This window comes from Mesorhizobium sp. M0052, from assembly GCF_040323255.1.
Taxonomy (GTDB): domain Bacteria; phylum Pseudomonadota; class Alphaproteobacteria; order Rhizobiales; family Rhizobiaceae; genus Mesorhizobium.
The window spans coordinates 26,491-42,751 of sequence record NZ_JAMYUS010000025.1 but is presented as its reverse complement, the minus strand read 5'-3'; the positions used below and the strand labels follow the sequence as shown (position 1 = coordinate 42,751).

The window sequence follows — 16,261 nt, the reverse complement described above, 5'->3', positions numbered from 1 at the left end:
CTTGCGACGGAGGAATCGATTGGACGCCCGAAAATTGTGCTGATGAGGGAGGGATAACTCACTTCGCCAAGTTAGAGCGGCGTGTTTTCGCCCTTCCGTCACGCCTTGAGACGGAGTGCCTCCACAAGAAGAGCGAACGCTGCAGTGTGCTGGCGTCGGCTGGGATAATAGAGGTGATAGCCCGGGAAGGGTTGGCACCAGTCTTCCAGCACCCGGATCAGGCGTCCGTCTGCGACGAACGGAGCGACCTGGCTTTCAAATGTGTATGCTAGTCCGAGCCCGTCGAGGGCCGCAGCCTCCAGCATTTCCCCGTCATTGATAATGAGTGGGCCATTCATCCTGACTTCAAGTTCCTCACCGCGTTTTTCGAACTCCCAGGCAAAGAGCCCGCCGCCGGTCTTCTGACGGTAGCTGATGCCTTTGTGTTCCCCAAGTTCGCGCGGTGTCTTTGGAACCGTTCGGGTTGCAAAATACGACGGTGATCCAACTACCGCCATACGCAGGTCCGGGCCGATCCTTACTGCCACCATGTCCTTCTGGACCTGCTCGCCGATCCGGATACCGGCGTCGAATTTGCTTGCAACGATGTCAACCAGACCTTCGTCCAGGCTCAATTCCACTTCGATATCCGGATACTGCAGAAGGAGTTTGGCGATGACGGGCCACAGTACTGATTTGGCAGCATACCGGAATGTCGTCAGGCGAATGAGGCCAGTGGGCTTGTCGCGCAGGGCGGCGACGGCGGCGATCTCGCTTTCGATGTGATCGAAGGCCGGTCGCAGGCTTCGCAGCAAGCGCTCTCCAGCTACCGTCACGGACAGGCTGCGGGTGGTGCGTGAGATCAGCCGGACTCCCATGCGCTGTTCCAGCGTTCTGACAGCGTAACTGAGCGCCGACTGCGATAGACCAAGCTTTGCTGCGGCGCGTGTGAAGCTGCCCGCCTCTGCTACGGCGATGAAGACTGCCAGCTCGCTGAAATCTCCGCGCCTCATTTATCAATCCCATTTCTAACTTCATGCAGATTATAGAGGCTAATCGTATCGAGTCCTATTCCCTATGTCACCTGGCAGACAACGAAACGCTGAGACGGACGTGCCAAGCCAACGCGGCATAAACTGAAAGATACCGACCAGGAAGGATACGACTATGAGTAGAGTATGGATGATCACCGGCGCAGGGCGAGGCATGGGCCTCGACTTTGCCAAAGCGGCCCTGGCCATCGGCGATAAGGTCGTTGCGACCGGTCGTAACCCAGATCGGGTCGCCAAGGGGATCGGGCAGTCGGACAATCTTTTGGTCGTCACGTTGGACGTGACCAAGCCGGCCGACGCCGACGCCGCGGTGAAGGCAACCCTGGACCGCTTTGGTCGCCTCGACGTGATCGTCAACAATGCCGCGGGCTTCTATGCCGGCTATTTCGAGGACCTGACTCCGGCCCATATCGAACTTCAGCTCGCGTCCACCCTGACCGGCGCCATGAACGTCACCCGCGCAGTCCTGCCGGTCATGCGCGCGCAGGGTTCTGGCAAGGTCATTGCCATCTCATCGACGGCAGGCCTGGTCGGCTTTGAGTTCTGTTCTGCATACGCCGCGGCAAAGTTCGGCGTTGATGGCTGGATCGAGTCACTGCAAGCCGAGGTGGCGCCGTTCGGCATTGAAACGATGATCGTGAACCCCGGGTTTTTCCGCACGGAGCTGCTGACGGACGAATCCACTCAATATGCTCCGTCATTCGTCAGCGATTACAGCGAACGTCGCGCCCGGCAGATAACGGGTTGGAAAGCCGCGAACGGCCAGCAAGTCGGCGACCCCGCCAAACTCGCGCAGGCGTTGATCACTCTGGTCGACAAGCCGGAGCTGCCCCGTCGGTTCATCGCCGGTGCCGATGCTCTTGCAATGGTCAGGCAGAAACTCGCTCTGCTGCAGCAGCAGGTCGATGCCCATGAGGAGCTATCCGGCTCACTGGCCTTCGACAGCTGAACGTCGCATCCAGCACTGCCGTCGTCGCAGGTCTATTTATGAGCGCCATCGATAGGCTCATGCGAATTCTGGGGGCTAATCCGAATGTCGCGCCCGTGCTCTCCTGAGGGTTGACCGTTGGGCAACCGGCCAACGACCGAACTTCGGAATGGACGTTCCCTTTCCCACTGATGCCGCCAGGCGTCGTCGGTCCGATTAGCTTCGCGTCCTATATCCCGCCCGCCACTCGAGGAGACGACATGCCAGAGCCCCGACAGCTAGCCTTGGACATCAACAGCCGGCGCCACCAGTTCAATCTTGATGTACGCGTGACTCTGCTGGATGCACTACGCGAGCATGCCAACCTGCCCGGCACGAAAAAAGGCTGTGATCATGGGCAGTGCGGCGCCTGTACCGTCCACGTCGACGGCGAGCGGGTATTGAGCTGCCTGACGCTGGCGGCCCAGGTCGAAGGCCGTCAGGTCACGACGATCGAGGGCCTCCAGGCTGCCGACGGCGTGATGCACGCAGTCCAGACCGCGTTCATCGAGCACGATGCATTCCAGTGCGGCTATTGCACCCCCGGTCAGATCATGTCGGCCGTTGCATGCATTCGTGAGGGCCACGCCGATACGGACGAGGACATCCGCGAATACATGAGCGGCAACATCTGCCGGTGCGGCGCTTACCCCCATATCGTCGCCGCGGTGCGCGATGCCGCCAGCCGCCTGAAGAAGGAGGCAGCACTATGAGACCTTTCGAGTATCTCCGCGCCAAAGATGCCGCGACGGCCATTGCCGAGGCTGCCAAGCCGGAGACAAGATTTCTCGCCGGTGGGACCACGCTTGTTGACCTCATGAAGCTGAATGTCGAGCGTCCTGCGCGGGTGGTCGACATCACACGCCTTTCAGGCCTGGACACGATCCAGGTATCGGCGGATGCCATTCGCATCGGTGCGCTCGCCAAGATGAGCAAGGTCGCCGACCACGCCGATATCAAGCAGGCTGCGCCGGTGCTTTCCGAAAGCCTGTGGCGCGCTGCCTCGGCACAGCTGCGCAACATGGCGTCCATCGGTGGAAACTTGATGCAGCGAACCCGTTGCACCTACTTCCGGGACCCGGGCGCTTATTCGAACTGCAACAAGCGCAATCCTGGTTCCGGATGCGCTGCCCTTGACGGCGTCAACCGCAACCACGCGGTGCTCGGCACGAGTGACGCGTGCATAGCAATCTACCCCGGAGATTTTGCGGTTTCCCTGGTGGCATTCGACGCCACGGTCATCATCCGGGGAGCTTCCGAACGCAAAATTCCCGCCGACGAATTCTTCCTGCTCCCTGGCGATACCGCACACCTTGAGCATAATCTGTCGCCCGGAGAGATGATCGTCGGGATCGAGATCCCGCGTTCGGCAGCCCTGGAACGCTCGCATTATCTCAAGGTCCGGGATCGCGCGTCGTACGAGTTCGCCGCGGCCAGCGCCGCTGTCGGAATCGAATTGGAAGCCGATGGCAAGACAATTCGCGAAGTACGCATTGCGGTCGGCGGCCTCGCCACCAAACCCTGGCGCCTGCGCGCCGTCGAAAATTTGCTCAAGGGAAAGACGCTCGACGAGGCGACGCTTCGTAGCGCCTCGTCAGCCGCCGGCGACGGCGCGAAGTCGAGCGGACACAACGCATTCAAGATTGAACTGGCACCGAAGGTCGTGGCCCGCGCCCTGATGACGGTAGGAGGTATCGCATGACACATGGTAACGCGTTCGAACTCAACCGCCGCACCGTCTTGAAGCTCGGCGCCGGCGTAGCCGCTGTCGCTGGCGCCGCTGTCGATCTCTCGTCAAAAGCCGTTGCGGCTGAGACCGTCCCCGCCAAGGCGCCAGCTCTCGGTGCCAGGCTTTCCCGCGCCGAAGGCCCGTTGAAAGTAACCGGGCAGGTTCGCTATGCGATCGAGCAGAAGCTGGAGAACCTGGCCTATGGCGTTACCGTCCAATCGACGCGGCCGGCAGGGCGTATCGCCAGTATCGATACGTCGGCCGCCAAGGCTCTACCGGGTGTCCTGGATGTCTACACCGCGCAGAATTCCCTGAAGCTCAACAAGCCGACCGTCTACAGCAAGGGCGGCGGAGCGACCGAGGAATTTACCCCAATTCAAGACGATGTGGTCCGTTTCAACGGCATGCATATCGCGCTCGTGGTCGCAGAAACCTTTGAGCAGGCAACGGAAGCGGCAAGTCTTCTCAAGATCGAATATGAGGACGGCGACCCTATTCTCGACATCAACGATCCCAAGGCAAAAGTGCAGCCCATCGATGAGATGGGTGCCGCGTGGGGCGATGCGGCGACAGCGTTGGCCAATGCCGAGGTCAAGGTAGACGTCACTTACACGACGTCACGCGAATACAATGTGCCGATGGAGCCGCATGCGTGCATCGCTTCCTGGGACAACGGGAAAATCACCGTCTGGGAGCCCAGCCAGTGGGTTGGCGGGGCACGGACCGTCGTGTCGGAATGGCTCGGCATCGACATCGAGAATGTGCGGGTGATCTCGCCCTATGTCGGCGGTGGGTTCGGGTCCAAGATCGGGGCACATCCGCATGTGGGGCTGGCTTGCGCGGCCTCGCGGAAACTGGGCAGGCCGATCAAGGTTTCTCTCACGCGGCCGCAGACCTTTACCGGCCTTGGCGGCCGACCGGCGACACGGCAGACACTCTCAATCGGAGCCTCGAAGGACGGAAAGATAAGCTCGATCGTCCATGAGAGCTGGAACGAGACGGCGATTGACGAAGTCCATATCGAGGCTTGCAACAATGTGACGAAGATCATGTATGCGACGCCGAACTTTTCTTCACGTCTCAACGTCGTCCCGGTCAATACGGTCCAGCCCGGCTGGAAACGGGGCCCCGGCGAAAACCCCAGTGCCTATGCTGTAGAAAGCGCGATCGACGAGCTGGCGTACGCGCTCAGCATGGATCCGGTCACGCTGCGCCTTGCCAACTGGGCGGAGACGGATCCCAGCAATGGGATGAAGTGGAGCACTCGACAGTTACGCGAAGCCTATGCCGTGGGCGCGGAAGCCTTCGGCTGGTGGAACCGGAACCCGGCCCCTCGCTCGATGCGCGAAGGCCGCGAGTTGATCGGTTATGGAATGGCCGCCGGGTCATACCCCATGATCCGTACCGCGAGCGAAGCCAAGATCGTACTCCATGCCAGTGGACAGATCGAAGTCCTCAGCGCGGGCACCGACATGGGAACGGGGACCTATACCATTCTCGCCCAGACAGCGGCTGACGCATTGGGCGTTCCTGTTGAGACAGTCGCGGTGCGGCTGGGCGATACCCTCCTCCCCAGATCGGCGCTCGCAGGCGGTTCCCAGCAGGCCAACAACCTGACGGGAGCGGTGGACAAGGCGGCCAGGAATGCACGGGACGCCTTGCTGGCGCTTGCCGCATCCGATCCGAAGTCGCCGCTGGCAGCCTCGAAGGCGACTGACCTCACGTTCGAAAACGGCTCGGTGCAACCGACCCGACGGCCGAACGGCGGTATCGGCATCGCGGAACTCTTGAAGGCGGTGGGCAAAGACAAACTGGAAATCGAGGGTAACACCTTTGCTCCCGGCGCCACCGAGGAGATGAAGAACGGAGCTGACCGCAGTTTTGCACAGTTGAAGGGCGCTGTGGAAGGAGGCGTCTCGGCCCATAGCTGGTGTGCGCATTTCGTGGAAGTTCGGATCGATGAGGATTTTGGCACGATCCGCGTCAAGCGCATGGTCTCGGCATTCGATAGCGGCAGGATCTTCAATCCGAAGCTTGCGGAAAGCCAGTGGATCGGCGGTATGGTCATGGGTCTCGGGCAGGCTCTCCTGGAAGAAGGTTACGTCGACCAGCGAGACGGGCGCACCATCAACGCGAATTTTGCCGACTATGCCGTCCCGGTTAACGCCGATGTGCCCGACATCCAGGTGATTTCGGTTGGAATTCCGGACATGCAGGCAACCGCTCTTGGCGGCAAAGGCGTCGGCGAGATCGGTGTCGTAGGGGTCGCACCTGCGATCGGTAATGCCGTCTTCCACGCGACCGGCAAACGCATTCGAAGCCTTCCGATCACGCTGGAAAAGCTCGTTTGAGTTCGGTCGATGCGCTCTGGTGACCCTCAGGCTCGCAAATAGGCGAGCATGCAAAAACAACGATTCTAAACCCAAGGCAAAACTGGGTCGCTAATCCCTGGTCGCCGCCTGTTGAACGTCACCAAGCAACGCCGGGAAAGTGTGCAACGGTTTTCCCGGCGCGTTCAATCGTCTTTGATCAGCACGATCTTCGCCGGATCGAAATCGATCCCGACCATCGTCCCTTCCGCCACGGCGGGTGTGACATCAGGCGATGTCGCGAACAGTTCGACCGCCGGATCGCTGATCGCGATCCGGTATTCCATGTGGTCGCCGAGATACGAGCTCTTGACCACCTGGCCCTTCATGGTGCCCGCTGGCTGGCCGGGCAAGATTCGCACGGCATTCGGGCGCACAGCGAGCATCGCCGGTCCCGGAGCGTTACCGCGACCCGGCATGTCGAGCAGCAAGGGTCCGACCTTGACCCTTGCACTGGTCGCATTGCTGGAAAGCACCTCGACGTCGAGCAGATTGGCGTCGCCCATGAAGTCGGCGATGAAACGGTTGGCCGGCTCGTTGTAGAGGTCGCGCGGCGTACCGTCCTGGGCGACGCGAGCGGCGTTCATGACGATGATGCGGTCGGAGACGGCGAGCGCCTCTTCCTGGTCATGCGTGACATAGACCATGGTCAGCGCCAGATCTTGCTGCAGGCCGCGGATTTCGTCGCGCACCCGCCGGCGCAGCTTGGCGTCGAGATTGGACAGCGGCTCGTCGAACAACAGCACCTTCGGCTCCAGCACGATAGCGCGCGCCACCGCGACGCGCTGCTGCTGGCCGCCGGACAATTCGCTCGGCTGGCGCTTCTCGTAGCCGGACAGGCCGACAAGCGACAGCTTTTCGGCGGCGCGCTCGGCTGCCTGCGCCTTGCCAAGCCCCATCGCCCGCAGGCCGTAGCTAACATTCTCCATCACGTTCATATGCGGAAACAGCGCATAGGACTGGAACACCATGGAGACATCGCGCTCAGCGGCGGACAGCAAGGTGACGTCCTTGTCGTCGATCAGGATGCGCCCGGTGCTGGTCTGTTCCAGTCCGGCGATCAGCCGCAGCGTCGTCGTCTTGCCGCAACCCGAGGGCCCGAGCAGCGTCACCAGGCTGGCCGGCGCGATGTCGAAGCTGACATTGTCGACGGCGATCACCGCGCCGTATTTCTTGGTGACGCCCTCGAACCGCACGGCCGGCCTGTCCGTGACAACCGGGGCAGCATTCTTCGCCGTCTGATCCACGCCGCTTCTCCCCATCAGATTGCCGCCACGACGGCTTCCGGACCCGCACGGCGCCGGCCGAGCCGGCGTTCGCCGACCAGCAGCTGGATGCCGATGAGGATGACCATCATGACAACGATCATCACCGCCGAATAGACAATCGCGATGCCGTATTCGCCGACATCTGCGCGCCCGACAATGTAGACCGTGGCGAGATTGAACCGGCCGCTCGCCAGGAAGATGACGGCGCTGACCGCCGTCACCGCGCGCACGAAACTGTAGATCATCGCGGTCACGATCGCCGGCTTCAGGATCGGCAGGATCACCCGCCGCAAGGTAGCAAAAGACCGCGCCCCAAGCGTCAGCGATGCCTCGTCCAGGCTCTTGTCGATCTGTCCGAGATTGGCAAGCCCGGCACGGATCGCCACCGGCATGTTGCGGAAGATGAAGGAGATGACGATGATCAGCCCGGTGCCGGTCAACTGCACCGGCGGCACGTTGAAGGCAAGGATATAGCTGACGCCGATCACCGTGCCGGGAATGGCGAAACTCATCATGGCCAGGAACTCGAACATGGTACGCCCGGCGAAACGCTGCCGGTCGAGCAGATAGGCCGTCAGGATGCCGAGCGCCGCGGTGAACGGCATCGCCACCAGCGCCAGGCCGATGGTCATCAGCAGCGACGGCCAGGCCGAGCCGCTGAAAAACCAGCCATTGACACCTTTCTCGATCGAAAAGGCGGTGAGGAAATATTGGAGCGTCGGCGTGTTGTCGCGCCCGATCGATTGCACGAAACCGCCGCCCAGGATGATGCCGTAGACCACGATGGTCAGAACCAGCCACGGAACGACGGTGGCGTAGCAGCCGATCCGCAAGGCCTTGGGCAGCGTCGCCGGTACGCCGCCATCGCCCTTGCCTGCAACGGTGACGTAGCTGCGGCTGCCGATCCAGCGGCGCTGGATGACGAAGGCTGCCAGCGTGAACATCAACAGCACGATCGCCAGCACCGCCGCGCGGCCCTGGTCGTGCGCCGCGCCAACCACCGCGAAGAATATATCGGTCGACAGCACGTTGAAATTGCCTCCCAGCACCAGCGGATTGGCGAAATCGGCCATGCTCTCGATGAACGAGATCAGGAAGGCGCTGGCCAGGCCCGGCCGGATCAACGGCCAGGTGACGGTGCGAAACGTCCGCCAGCGGCTGGCGCGCAAGGTCTGCGACGCCTCCTCCATGCTCGGGCTGACCCCTTGCAGCACGCCGACCAAAACCAGGAAGGCGATCGGCGTGAAGGCCAGCACCTGCGCGATGGTGATGCCGGCCATGCCATAGATCCAGCGGCTGCGCGGAATGCCGAGATGCACCGACATGAGGTTGGTGACGATGCCGGCGCGGCCGAACAGCAGGATCAGCGCCAGGCCGATGACGAAGGGCGGCGTGATGATCGGCAGGATGGACAGGCCGCGCAGCAACCATTTGGCCGGCAGCTTGGTGCGTAGCGCGATCAGCGCCAGCGCTAGGCCGAGCGCCGTGCAGAAAAAGCCGACGAGGACTGCGATCGCCACCGTGTTCCACGCCACGCCGCAGGAGCCCTCGCCATAGAGGCAGCGCAGGCTCCATATGTTGGCGCTAAAGATCTTATCGAAGAACAGCGCCGGCACGACATTGCCGTCATTGTCCTTGATGGCCGAGGTGAGGATCGACAGCAGCGGATAGGCGACGAACAGGATCAGCGAAGCAATCACGATTGAGAGCGAGCCGACGACGAAACGGTCGCCCTTGCACCATCCCCGCGCAGCGAGCGCCTCGGCGATGAACATCAGCATCGCCACGGCATAGAGCGCCGCGCCCCAGCCAAGCCCCGGCTGCATCGGTCCCGGCGTGCCGGCGATCCGGGTAAGCAAGCCAAATCCCCAGCCCGAATGGATGATGGAAAAGCCTTCGATGGCCAGCCAGAGCAGGCCCGCCGCGCCTGCAACCGCCAGGCTCTTGGGGTTGTTGCGCGCCACCAGCCAGCTCGCCAGCAGAAGCGGCAGGATAAGCGGCAACAGCCAGGGCCGGCCACCGAGCGCCAGCATGATGGCCGGCGTCGCATCCGCCGGCTGTGCCAGCCAGTCGAACGAAAGGAAGCCGCCTTCGACCTTGTACCAAGGCAAGAGCACGAAGCTCGCCCACGCGGCCATTACCCAGGGGAGCGCGCTGCGTCCAGGAGCGGAACTGACCATGGAACCGGCCGCGGCCATTCAATGTCTTTCTGTTGCCAAAGGATGGTGCGCCGGCTGCCGCTAAGGGATGCCGGCGATCAGATGCTAGAGTGAGCGCAAAAGAACGCGCTCAGCCGCCATTGCGGACCTCGTCGGTGAACTTCTTCAACAGTCGCTTGCGTTCGGCCGACGAGCCGTATTTGGCGAAGTCGTAGTCGATCAGCTTGATCTTCGAGAGGTCCGGCGCCTCGGGCGGCACCGGCGTGGCGGTGTTCGACGGGATCTGGAAGCTGCCGTTCGGCGCCGCGAGCTTCTGCGCATCCGGGCTCAGCGCCCAGTCGTAGAATTTCTGCGCCTCTTCGACATGCTTGGCGCCCGTCACGATGCTCATCGAGCCGATCTCGAAGCCGGTGCCCTCGCAAGGCGACACCACCTTCACGGCAGGGTTCTGTTTCGCGGCATTGATCACGTCGTGCTGGAAGGAGATGCCGATCAGCGTCTCGCCCTTGCCGACGGCGAGCGCCGGCGCGGCCCCTGCCTTGGTGTATTCGGCGATGTTCTTGTTGAGCTGCTTGAGATAGTCGAATGCCTTGTCCTCGCCCATCAGCTGGACGATGGTGGCAAGCATGGTCCAGGCCGTGCCCGATGAATTCGGGTCGGCCATCTCGATCTCGCCCTGGAATTCCGGCTTGACCAGATCGGCCCAGCACGCCGGCGCGGTCAGCCCGCGCTGCTTCAGATCTTCCTCATTGTAGCCGTAGCCGAGCGCACCGAGATAAATGCCGACCGTGCGGTTCTTCGACCTGTCGGCCTGCTTCAGCGCCCAGTCGCGCAGGTTTGCCAGTTGCGGCGACTTGTATTCCTGGGTGAGGCCCTCTTCCGCCGCCTGCAGATGCGGGTCGCCGGTGCCGCCCCACCAGATATCGGCTTGCGGATTGTCCTTCTCGGCCCGGAGGCGGGCGTAGATTTCGCCGGCGCTCATGCGGGTCATGTCGACGCTGACGCCCGTCTCCTTCTGGTAGGTGGTCGCCATCGCCCGGCACCAGGCCTCGTCGACGGCGCAATACATTGTGAGGCTGCGGGCGGCCGCCTGGGCGGCACTCGCCAATCCGAACAAGGCCAGCGCCGCGCCAAGGCCAAGCCAGGCGGCGCGCAAGCCTTGCTTACTGTCAAATGTCTTCATCGATATTCCTCCCTGTCTTCTCACTGGAAACGATCTACCCGTCGTCGAGCGGCACTCCGATCACCTGGGACAATGTCGCCGCAACGCCGGGTGCTGCCGCTAGCACGGGATTGCCCTTCGCCATGCCGTCGCCGTCGAGGAACCGGTTCACACGGCCGCCGGCCTCCTCCACCAGCAGCAATCCGGCCAGGCAGTCCCACGAATTGATGTGCAGCTCGGCATAGGCATCCGAGCGGCCGTCGGCCACATAGGCCAGCCCAAGCGCTCCGGAGCCGGAGCGCCGCACATTGGCGCCGAGTGCCCAGACAAGGCTCACCTTGTCCAGATAGTCGCGATTGGGAATCCTGGGCGACCAGCCGAACTCGACAAAGGCGCGGTCGAACGCTTGCGTCGGCGACACATGGATCGGCGCGCCATTGCGCGTCGCGCCTTGCCCGCGACGGGCAAAGTACGTTTCGCCGACGGCCGGATTGGCAATGCCGCCGATCTCGCTGCGGCCGTCCTCGACGAAAGCTATCGAAATGCAGAAATGCGGAATACCGCGCATGAAATTGGCCGTGCCGTCGATCGGGTCGACGACCCACATGCGGGCAGAGCCGATGCCGCCGCCTTCCTCGCCCAAAAACCCGTCCTGCGGAAAAGCCTCTGCGAGCGTCGCGCGGATGTGCTCCTCGACCTTGCCGTCGGTTTCAGTGAGAAAATCCTGCGGGCCTTTCATCGCCACCGGCTGGACGGCGCCCTGCCGGGCATAGCCTTCCATCGCCAGTTGCCCGGCCGTGACAAGCAGTTTCCGGCAGACCTCGGCACGCCTGTCCATCTCGGCCTCGGACAGCCGGTCCGCCTTCGGATGCGCCGCCGCCCTGCTCATGCAGCCGGTCCGGACAATCGCGCCCTCAATGCCGTCTTCGGCGAAATGGACAGGGTATTCCTCCGATGCCACTCTTGAGCCGGCTTGTATTGCACGGCTGTGCAAAGCTGTTGCATTCGGCCATGCCTGTCAAGTGCGGTGGGTGGCAATGGCAGAAGAGTTGCATTACATTGCACGGGCGTGCAAAGAATCACGAAAACAGCAGCGAGAGCATTGGCTTGACGGTTCCGAGAATCCGCACCGGTTTTTCCAGCGCCCAGCAGGTTGCCGACCTCGCCGGGGTTTCGCGCTCGGCCGTGTCACGTACCTTCACGCCTGGCGCTTCCGTTTCCGGGGAAACCCGCGAGCGGGTGATGCTGGCGGCCGAGCAACTCGGCTATCACGTCAACCATCTGGCTCGCGGCCTGATGCGGGCCTCGACCGGCATTGTCTGCCTCATCGTTGCCGATGGCGACACGCCCTATCATGCCCGCCTGCAGAAGGCGCTGACCCAACATCTGCGGGACGCCGGCAAAATGGCCATGGTGTTCAACACCTCCGGCCCCAGCCACCATGTCGACCAGGCGCTGCGCAACACGCTGAACTATCGCGCCGATGCGAGCATCGTTCTGTCCGGCTCGCCGCCGCAGTTGCTGATCCGCACCTGTCTTGAGAACGGCCAGCGGCTGGTGCTGATCAATCGCGATGACCGCTTCGACGGCCCGCACAATATCGGTGTCGACAACGCTGCAGCCGCAGAGGCAGCGCTGCATGCCTTCATCCGGGCCGGCTGTACCCGCCCCGCTTTGGTGACCTCGGCTGCCGGCACGCCCAGCCTGCTCTCCCGCGAAACCGCCTTCCTTACCGCCGCGCAGAAGGAAGGGCTGGAGGTGACCGTGTGGCGCGAGGGCCGCACCGGCTATGCCACCGGAGCCGATGGCGCCAGGCGACTCTTTTCCGGCCGGCAGCGGCCGGATGCGGCGTTCTGCGTGACCGACCTGATTGCGTGCGGCTTTCTCGATGCGGCCCGCCACGAGTTCGGCATCAACGTACCCCGCGATCTCTGCGTCATCGGCTTTGACGACATTGAACAGGCCGACTGGGCCTCTTACCGGCTGACGACGTTCTCGCCGCCGATCGAGGAGATCGCCAGGCGCGCCGTGCGGCTCGCGACCGGCGCGCGGGAGGAGGCTGGCAGCCGCCTGATCTGCCATGCGCCCATGGTCTGGCGCAGCACGGTGAGGCCGGGCCAGGGCTGATGCGAAACATGTGTCGGTCAAGACGGGAAACGTACTGATGTCCAAGAAAAAGGCCAGGAAGACCCGCCAGGCGGCAAGACCGGTGGAGATAGCTGTAGGCCCCGAAATCCGGAGCATGATGCGCAAGTTCGGCCTGACCGAGGAAGAAGCACTGCGCATGATGCGCGAATGCGATGCCACCCTCTATGGCGCCAACTCCGGGCACGTGCAGCCAGGATCTTGACGGCCCGCCAGGCGCGAACGGAATTTTAATGTAAATCAAGCGTAATCCCGACCGTTAAAATGATGCGTATGTGTTGGGGTTGCGCATGCCGGAATATTCTTTCTTCATCCGCTCGATCCGGATCCGCTACATCTCGGGATTGCTCATCTTTGCGCTGGCTTCCACCGCGGTGATGTTTGCGCTCAATCGCGTCAATTCCTTCCGCCACGACATCGACGCGCTGAGCAGCAATCTCGTCGTCTTCACCCGCGACCTGCGCAACGCCTCCAGCTTTGCCGAAACCGCCAGCACGACCTGGCGCACCGAAACCCGTGACGGCCTTGCCGCCGCAGCGCGCGGCCATTCGCAACGCCTGACCAGCGAGATCGAAACACTGTCCGCGGAGTTGGCCGCGATCAAGCCGAGCCTGTCGGCCAAAACGCTGGACGAACTCTCGTCGGCCGCCGTCAACGGCGACCTGTTCTGGTCGTCGCGCGACATCGTGCGCAACTTCAACCTGATGTCGGCAGCGCAACAGACCGACGAATGGAGCTCGCGCGAAATCCTCAACCAGAACGACCTGTTCGTCCAGCCGATGCTGATGCGTGTGCGGACCGCCATGGATGGCGAACGCCATCTGGCCGACGCCTCCAGCGACAGGCTGCTGTTGTGGGCAAGCGGCCTTCTGTTCGCGGTTCTTGCCATCGTCGCCCTCTGGATCTTCCGGCCGATGGAAAAGGCAATCCGCCGCGCCTTCACCGAATCCGCCGCATCCTTGTTCAAGGCCGAAGCGGCCGACCGCGCCAAATCGGAATTCCTGGCCAATATGAGCCATGAGATCCGCACGCCGATGAATGGCGTGCTGGGCATGGCCGAACTGCTTGCCAAGACCGAGCTTAACGCACGCCAGAAGACCTTCACCGAAGTGATCGTCAAGTCCGGCAATGCGCTGCTCACCATCATCAACGACATCCTCGATTTCTCCAAGATCAATGCCGGTCAGCTGACGCTCGATCCTGCACCCTTCCGGCTTGCCGAAGCGGTCGAGGACGTGGCCACACTGGTGTCGGCGCGCGTCGCCGAAAAGAACCTCGAGCTGATCGTGCGCGTCGACCCGCGCCTGCCTGCCCATGTCGTCGGCGATGCCGGACGGTTCCGTCAGATCGTCACCAATCTGCTCGGCAATGCGGTGAAGTTCACCGAGAAGGGCCATGTGCTGATCGATGTCGGCGGCGAGGTGGTCGACGGCATGGTCCAGCTCAAGGTCCGCGTCGAGGACACAGGCATCGGCATTCCTGCCGAGAAGCTCGAGAACGTGTTCGAGAAATTCGCGCAGGTCGACGGCTCGTCGACGCGCCGCCATGAAGGCACCGGCCTCGGCCTTGCCATCGCCGCCCGCCTCATCGATCTGATGGGCGGCAAGATCGGCGTCGAAAGCGAGATCGGCCGCGGCTCGGTGTTCTGGTTCGCCGTGCCGCTGCCGGCGCATCAGCAGGACACGCGCAACGAGATCGTGCCGGTCGACGTCACCGGCGCCCGCGTGCTGGTCATCGACGACAACCCGGTCAACCGCGAGATCTTGCTGGAGCAGCTCAGAAGCTGGAGCTTCGACTGCGCGGCCGCCGAAAGCGGCGCCGTCGGCCTCGCCTTCCTAGACCGGGCCAGCCAACTCGCTGCTGCGGTCGACTGCATCATCCTCGACTACCAAATGCCCGGCATGAACGGCGCCGATGTCGCCAAGGCGATTTCCGCCGACAGCCGTCTCTCCGCTATCCCGGTGGTGCTGCTGACCTCCGTCGACCAGGTCGATTTCGGCAAGATGGTCATCGATTTCGGCATCGCCGCGCATCTCACCAAGCCGGCGCGCTCGGCCGTCCTGCTCGGCACCGTCATCTCGGCAATCCAGAAAGCGCGGGCCCAGATCGGCAAGGCCCAGTTCGTTCGCGAGCCTGTTGTTCCGCAGGCGGCACCTGTGGCGCCACCCGCCTTCACCTTCATTCGCGGCCCGGCAATTCCGGCGGCCACAGTGCCTGAATCGATCGCCACGCCAAACGGCCCGATCGATATTCTGATCGCCGAGGACAATGACGTGAACCAGCTGGTGTTCGGCCAGATCCTCAATGGGCTTGGCCTCAGCTACCGCATCGCCAGCAATGGCCGCACGGCCGTCGAGATGTACCGGGCGCTGCGACCGAAGCTGATCCTCATGGACGTCTCCATGCCGGAGATGAACGGCTACGAGGCGACCCGCGCCATCCGGGCGGCGGAGGCAGCGAGTGGCAATCACACACCAATCATCGGCGTCACCGCGCACGCACTGAAGGGCGACCGCGACAAATGTATCGAGTCCGGCATGGACGACTATCTACCCAAGCCGGTGTCGCCCGACCGTCTCGGCAGCAAGATCGGCACATGGCTCAGCGAAACGGTGGCGGTAAAGAGGGCTTGATCAAATCGCCGCGTCCAGACGATAGCGGCGCATCCAGTCCAGACTAATCTCGTCCGAGAGCTTGGCGACGCCCGGCTTTACGTCGGCGGCATTCGGCGCCGGAACGCCCAAGGCCTCGCAGATGGATGCCAATGCCGCTGCCGGATCGGCTGACAGGCGCTCATAGCCGATTCGCAGCGGGACGATCCCCTGCTCCGCGAACCAGACGTTCCAGGCCCCGTCATAGGCTTCGAGTTCGGCAAGCTCGCGCTGGATCCGCTTGAAATCGTAGCGGGGTTCCTGCGGCGGTGCGACTCGTTCGATCTCGGTTCCGTCGGGCGCGATGTGCCAAAGCCCGGTCTGCTCGGCCTTGATCAGCGACACCGCCTGCGCCAGCTTGTTTTCGCGCGAAAGATGGATGTAGAGGACCCGCCCGAAGGCCTTTTCAAAGCGTGCTTTGTCCGATGGCAGGTCTGGGTAGATCCGGTCGAGGATGGCCGAGAGTTCACCCAGGTTCTCCCGCATCAGGCGCAAGCCGAAGACGGCTGTTCCGCCCTTTCCCGCGCTGATTGCCGCCTTGAGGTAGGCGACATCGAAGTCATGCGCGCTCATCGTCTCGGGATGCGGCAATTTCCACTCTTCGGCCCATTCCGCCTTGTCCTCCCGCCTATAGAAGGAGTGCGGATCGCCGGCTGTTTTCATCGATGCCAGCAGACCGCACAGCAATGTGCTTCCGGTTCTCGGCGTGCCGCAGATTATGTAGCCGTCACGCATCTGGGGGCTCTGTCGCTTGTCATGGATTGGGCTACCTCGCCAGGC

General features: G+C 62.8%; 13 protein-coding genes. 7 read left to right on the top strand and 6 right to left on the bottom strand.

Features of this window, described 5'->3' with window-relative positions; genetic code table 11:
- Positions 1–98: 98 nt before the first annotated feature.
- Positions 99–992, bottom strand: coding sequence for a LysR family transcriptional regulator (locus tag NKJ77_RS27015; protein ID WP_023730813.1), 894 nt, complete (start codon positions 990–992; stop codon positions 99–101).
- 154 nt (positions 993–1,146) lie between these two features.
- On the opposite strand from NKJ77_RS27015, the gene NKJ77_RS27010 reads away from it, so the two are divergent.
- From NKJ77_RS27010 to NKJ77_RS26995, 4 genes are all read left to right on the top strand, one after another.
- Positions 1,147–1,980, top strand: a complete 834-nt coding sequence (locus NKJ77_RS27010) for an SDR family oxidoreductase (RefSeq protein ID WP_023832021.1) — start codon at positions 1,147–1,149, stop codon at positions 1,978–1,980.
- Positions 1,981–2,219: 239 nt separating this feature from the next.
- Positions 2,220–2,711, top strand: a complete 492-nt coding sequence (locus NKJ77_RS27005; protein WP_023730815.1) for a (2Fe-2S)-binding protein — start codon at positions 2,220–2,222, stop codon at positions 2,709–2,711.
- Complete coding sequence (locus NKJ77_RS27000; RefSeq protein ID WP_352536001.1) at positions 2,708–3,700, top strand: FAD binding domain-containing protein; 993 nt, start codon at positions 2,708–2,710, stop codon at positions 3,698–3,700. Before NKJ77_RS27005 ends, NKJ77_RS27000 begins: the two co-directional genes overlap by 4 nt.
- Positions 3,697–6,078, top strand: coding sequence for a xanthine dehydrogenase family protein molybdopterin-binding subunit (locus NKJ77_RS26995; RefSeq protein ID WP_352536000.1), 2,382 nt, complete (start codon positions 3,697–3,699; stop codon positions 6,076–6,078). Before NKJ77_RS27000 ends, NKJ77_RS26995 begins: the two co-directional genes overlap by 4 nt.
- A 164-nt stretch (positions 6,079–6,242) precedes the next feature.
- Here the strand turns inward: NKJ77_RS26995 and NKJ77_RS26990 are convergent, their stop codons facing one another.
- From NKJ77_RS26990 to NKJ77_RS26975, 4 genes are all read right to left on the bottom strand, one after another.
- The gene (locus NKJ77_RS26990) at positions 6,243–7,343 is read right to left on the bottom strand and encodes an ABC transporter ATP-binding protein (RefSeq protein ID WP_050589925.1); all 1,101 of its coding nucleotides are present in this window, start codon (positions 7,341–7,343) and stop codon (positions 6,243–6,245) included.
- A 14-nt stretch (positions 7,344–7,357) separates the two neighbouring features.
- Positions 7,358–9,562 carry an ABC transporter permease gene (locus tag NKJ77_RS26985; protein ID WP_352535999.1) on the bottom strand — a complete coding sequence of 735 codons (2,205 nt, stop codon included), beginning with the start codon at positions 9,560–9,562 and terminating at the stop codon, positions 7,358–7,360.
- A 91-nt stretch (positions 9,563–9,653) separates the two neighbouring features.
- Positions 9,654–10,679 (bottom strand): ABC transporter substrate-binding protein, encoded by a 1,026-nt coding sequence (locus tag NKJ77_RS26980; RefSeq protein WP_502896824.1) that lies wholly within the window; start codon positions 10,677–10,679, stop codon positions 9,654–9,656.
- A 61-nt stretch (positions 10,680–10,740) separates the two neighbouring features.
- Positions 10,741–11,574: an inositol monophosphatase family protein gene (locus tag NKJ77_RS26975; protein WP_050591319.1), complete on the bottom strand. Its 834-nt coding sequence runs from the start codon at positions 11,572–11,574 to the stop codon at positions 10,741–10,743.
- A 218-nt stretch (positions 11,575–11,792) separates the two neighbouring features.
- On the opposite strand from NKJ77_RS26975, the gene NKJ77_RS26970 reads away from it, so the two are divergent.
- The 3 genes from NKJ77_RS26970 to NKJ77_RS26960 all read left to right on the top strand — a co-directional run bounded on the left by NKJ77_RS26970 (position 11,793) and on the right by NKJ77_RS26960 (position 15,463).
- Positions 11,793–12,812 carry a LacI family DNA-binding transcriptional regulator gene (locus NKJ77_RS26970; protein ID WP_031195645.1) on the top strand — a complete coding sequence of 340 codons (1,020 nt, stop codon included), beginning with the start codon at positions 11,793–11,795 and terminating at the stop codon, positions 12,810–12,812.
- A 37-nt stretch (positions 12,813–12,849) separates the two neighbouring features.
- Entirely contained in the window at positions 12,850–13,035 is a 186-nt protein-coding gene (locus NKJ77_RS26965) for a hypothetical protein (protein WP_023684018.1), read from the top strand.
- A gap of 85 nt (positions 13,036–13,120) precedes the next feature.
- A complete protein-coding gene (locus NKJ77_RS26960) occupies positions 13,121–15,463 on the top strand; it encodes a response regulator (protein ID WP_352535997.1) in 2,343 nt (780 codons plus the stop codon).
- Here the strand turns inward: NKJ77_RS26960 and NKJ77_RS26955 are convergent, their stop codons facing one another.
- Entirely contained in the window at positions 15,464–16,216 is a 753-nt protein-coding gene (locus NKJ77_RS26955) for a Stf0 family sulfotransferase (protein WP_352535996.1), read from the bottom strand.
- Positions 16,217–16,261 lie beyond the last annotated feature (45 nt).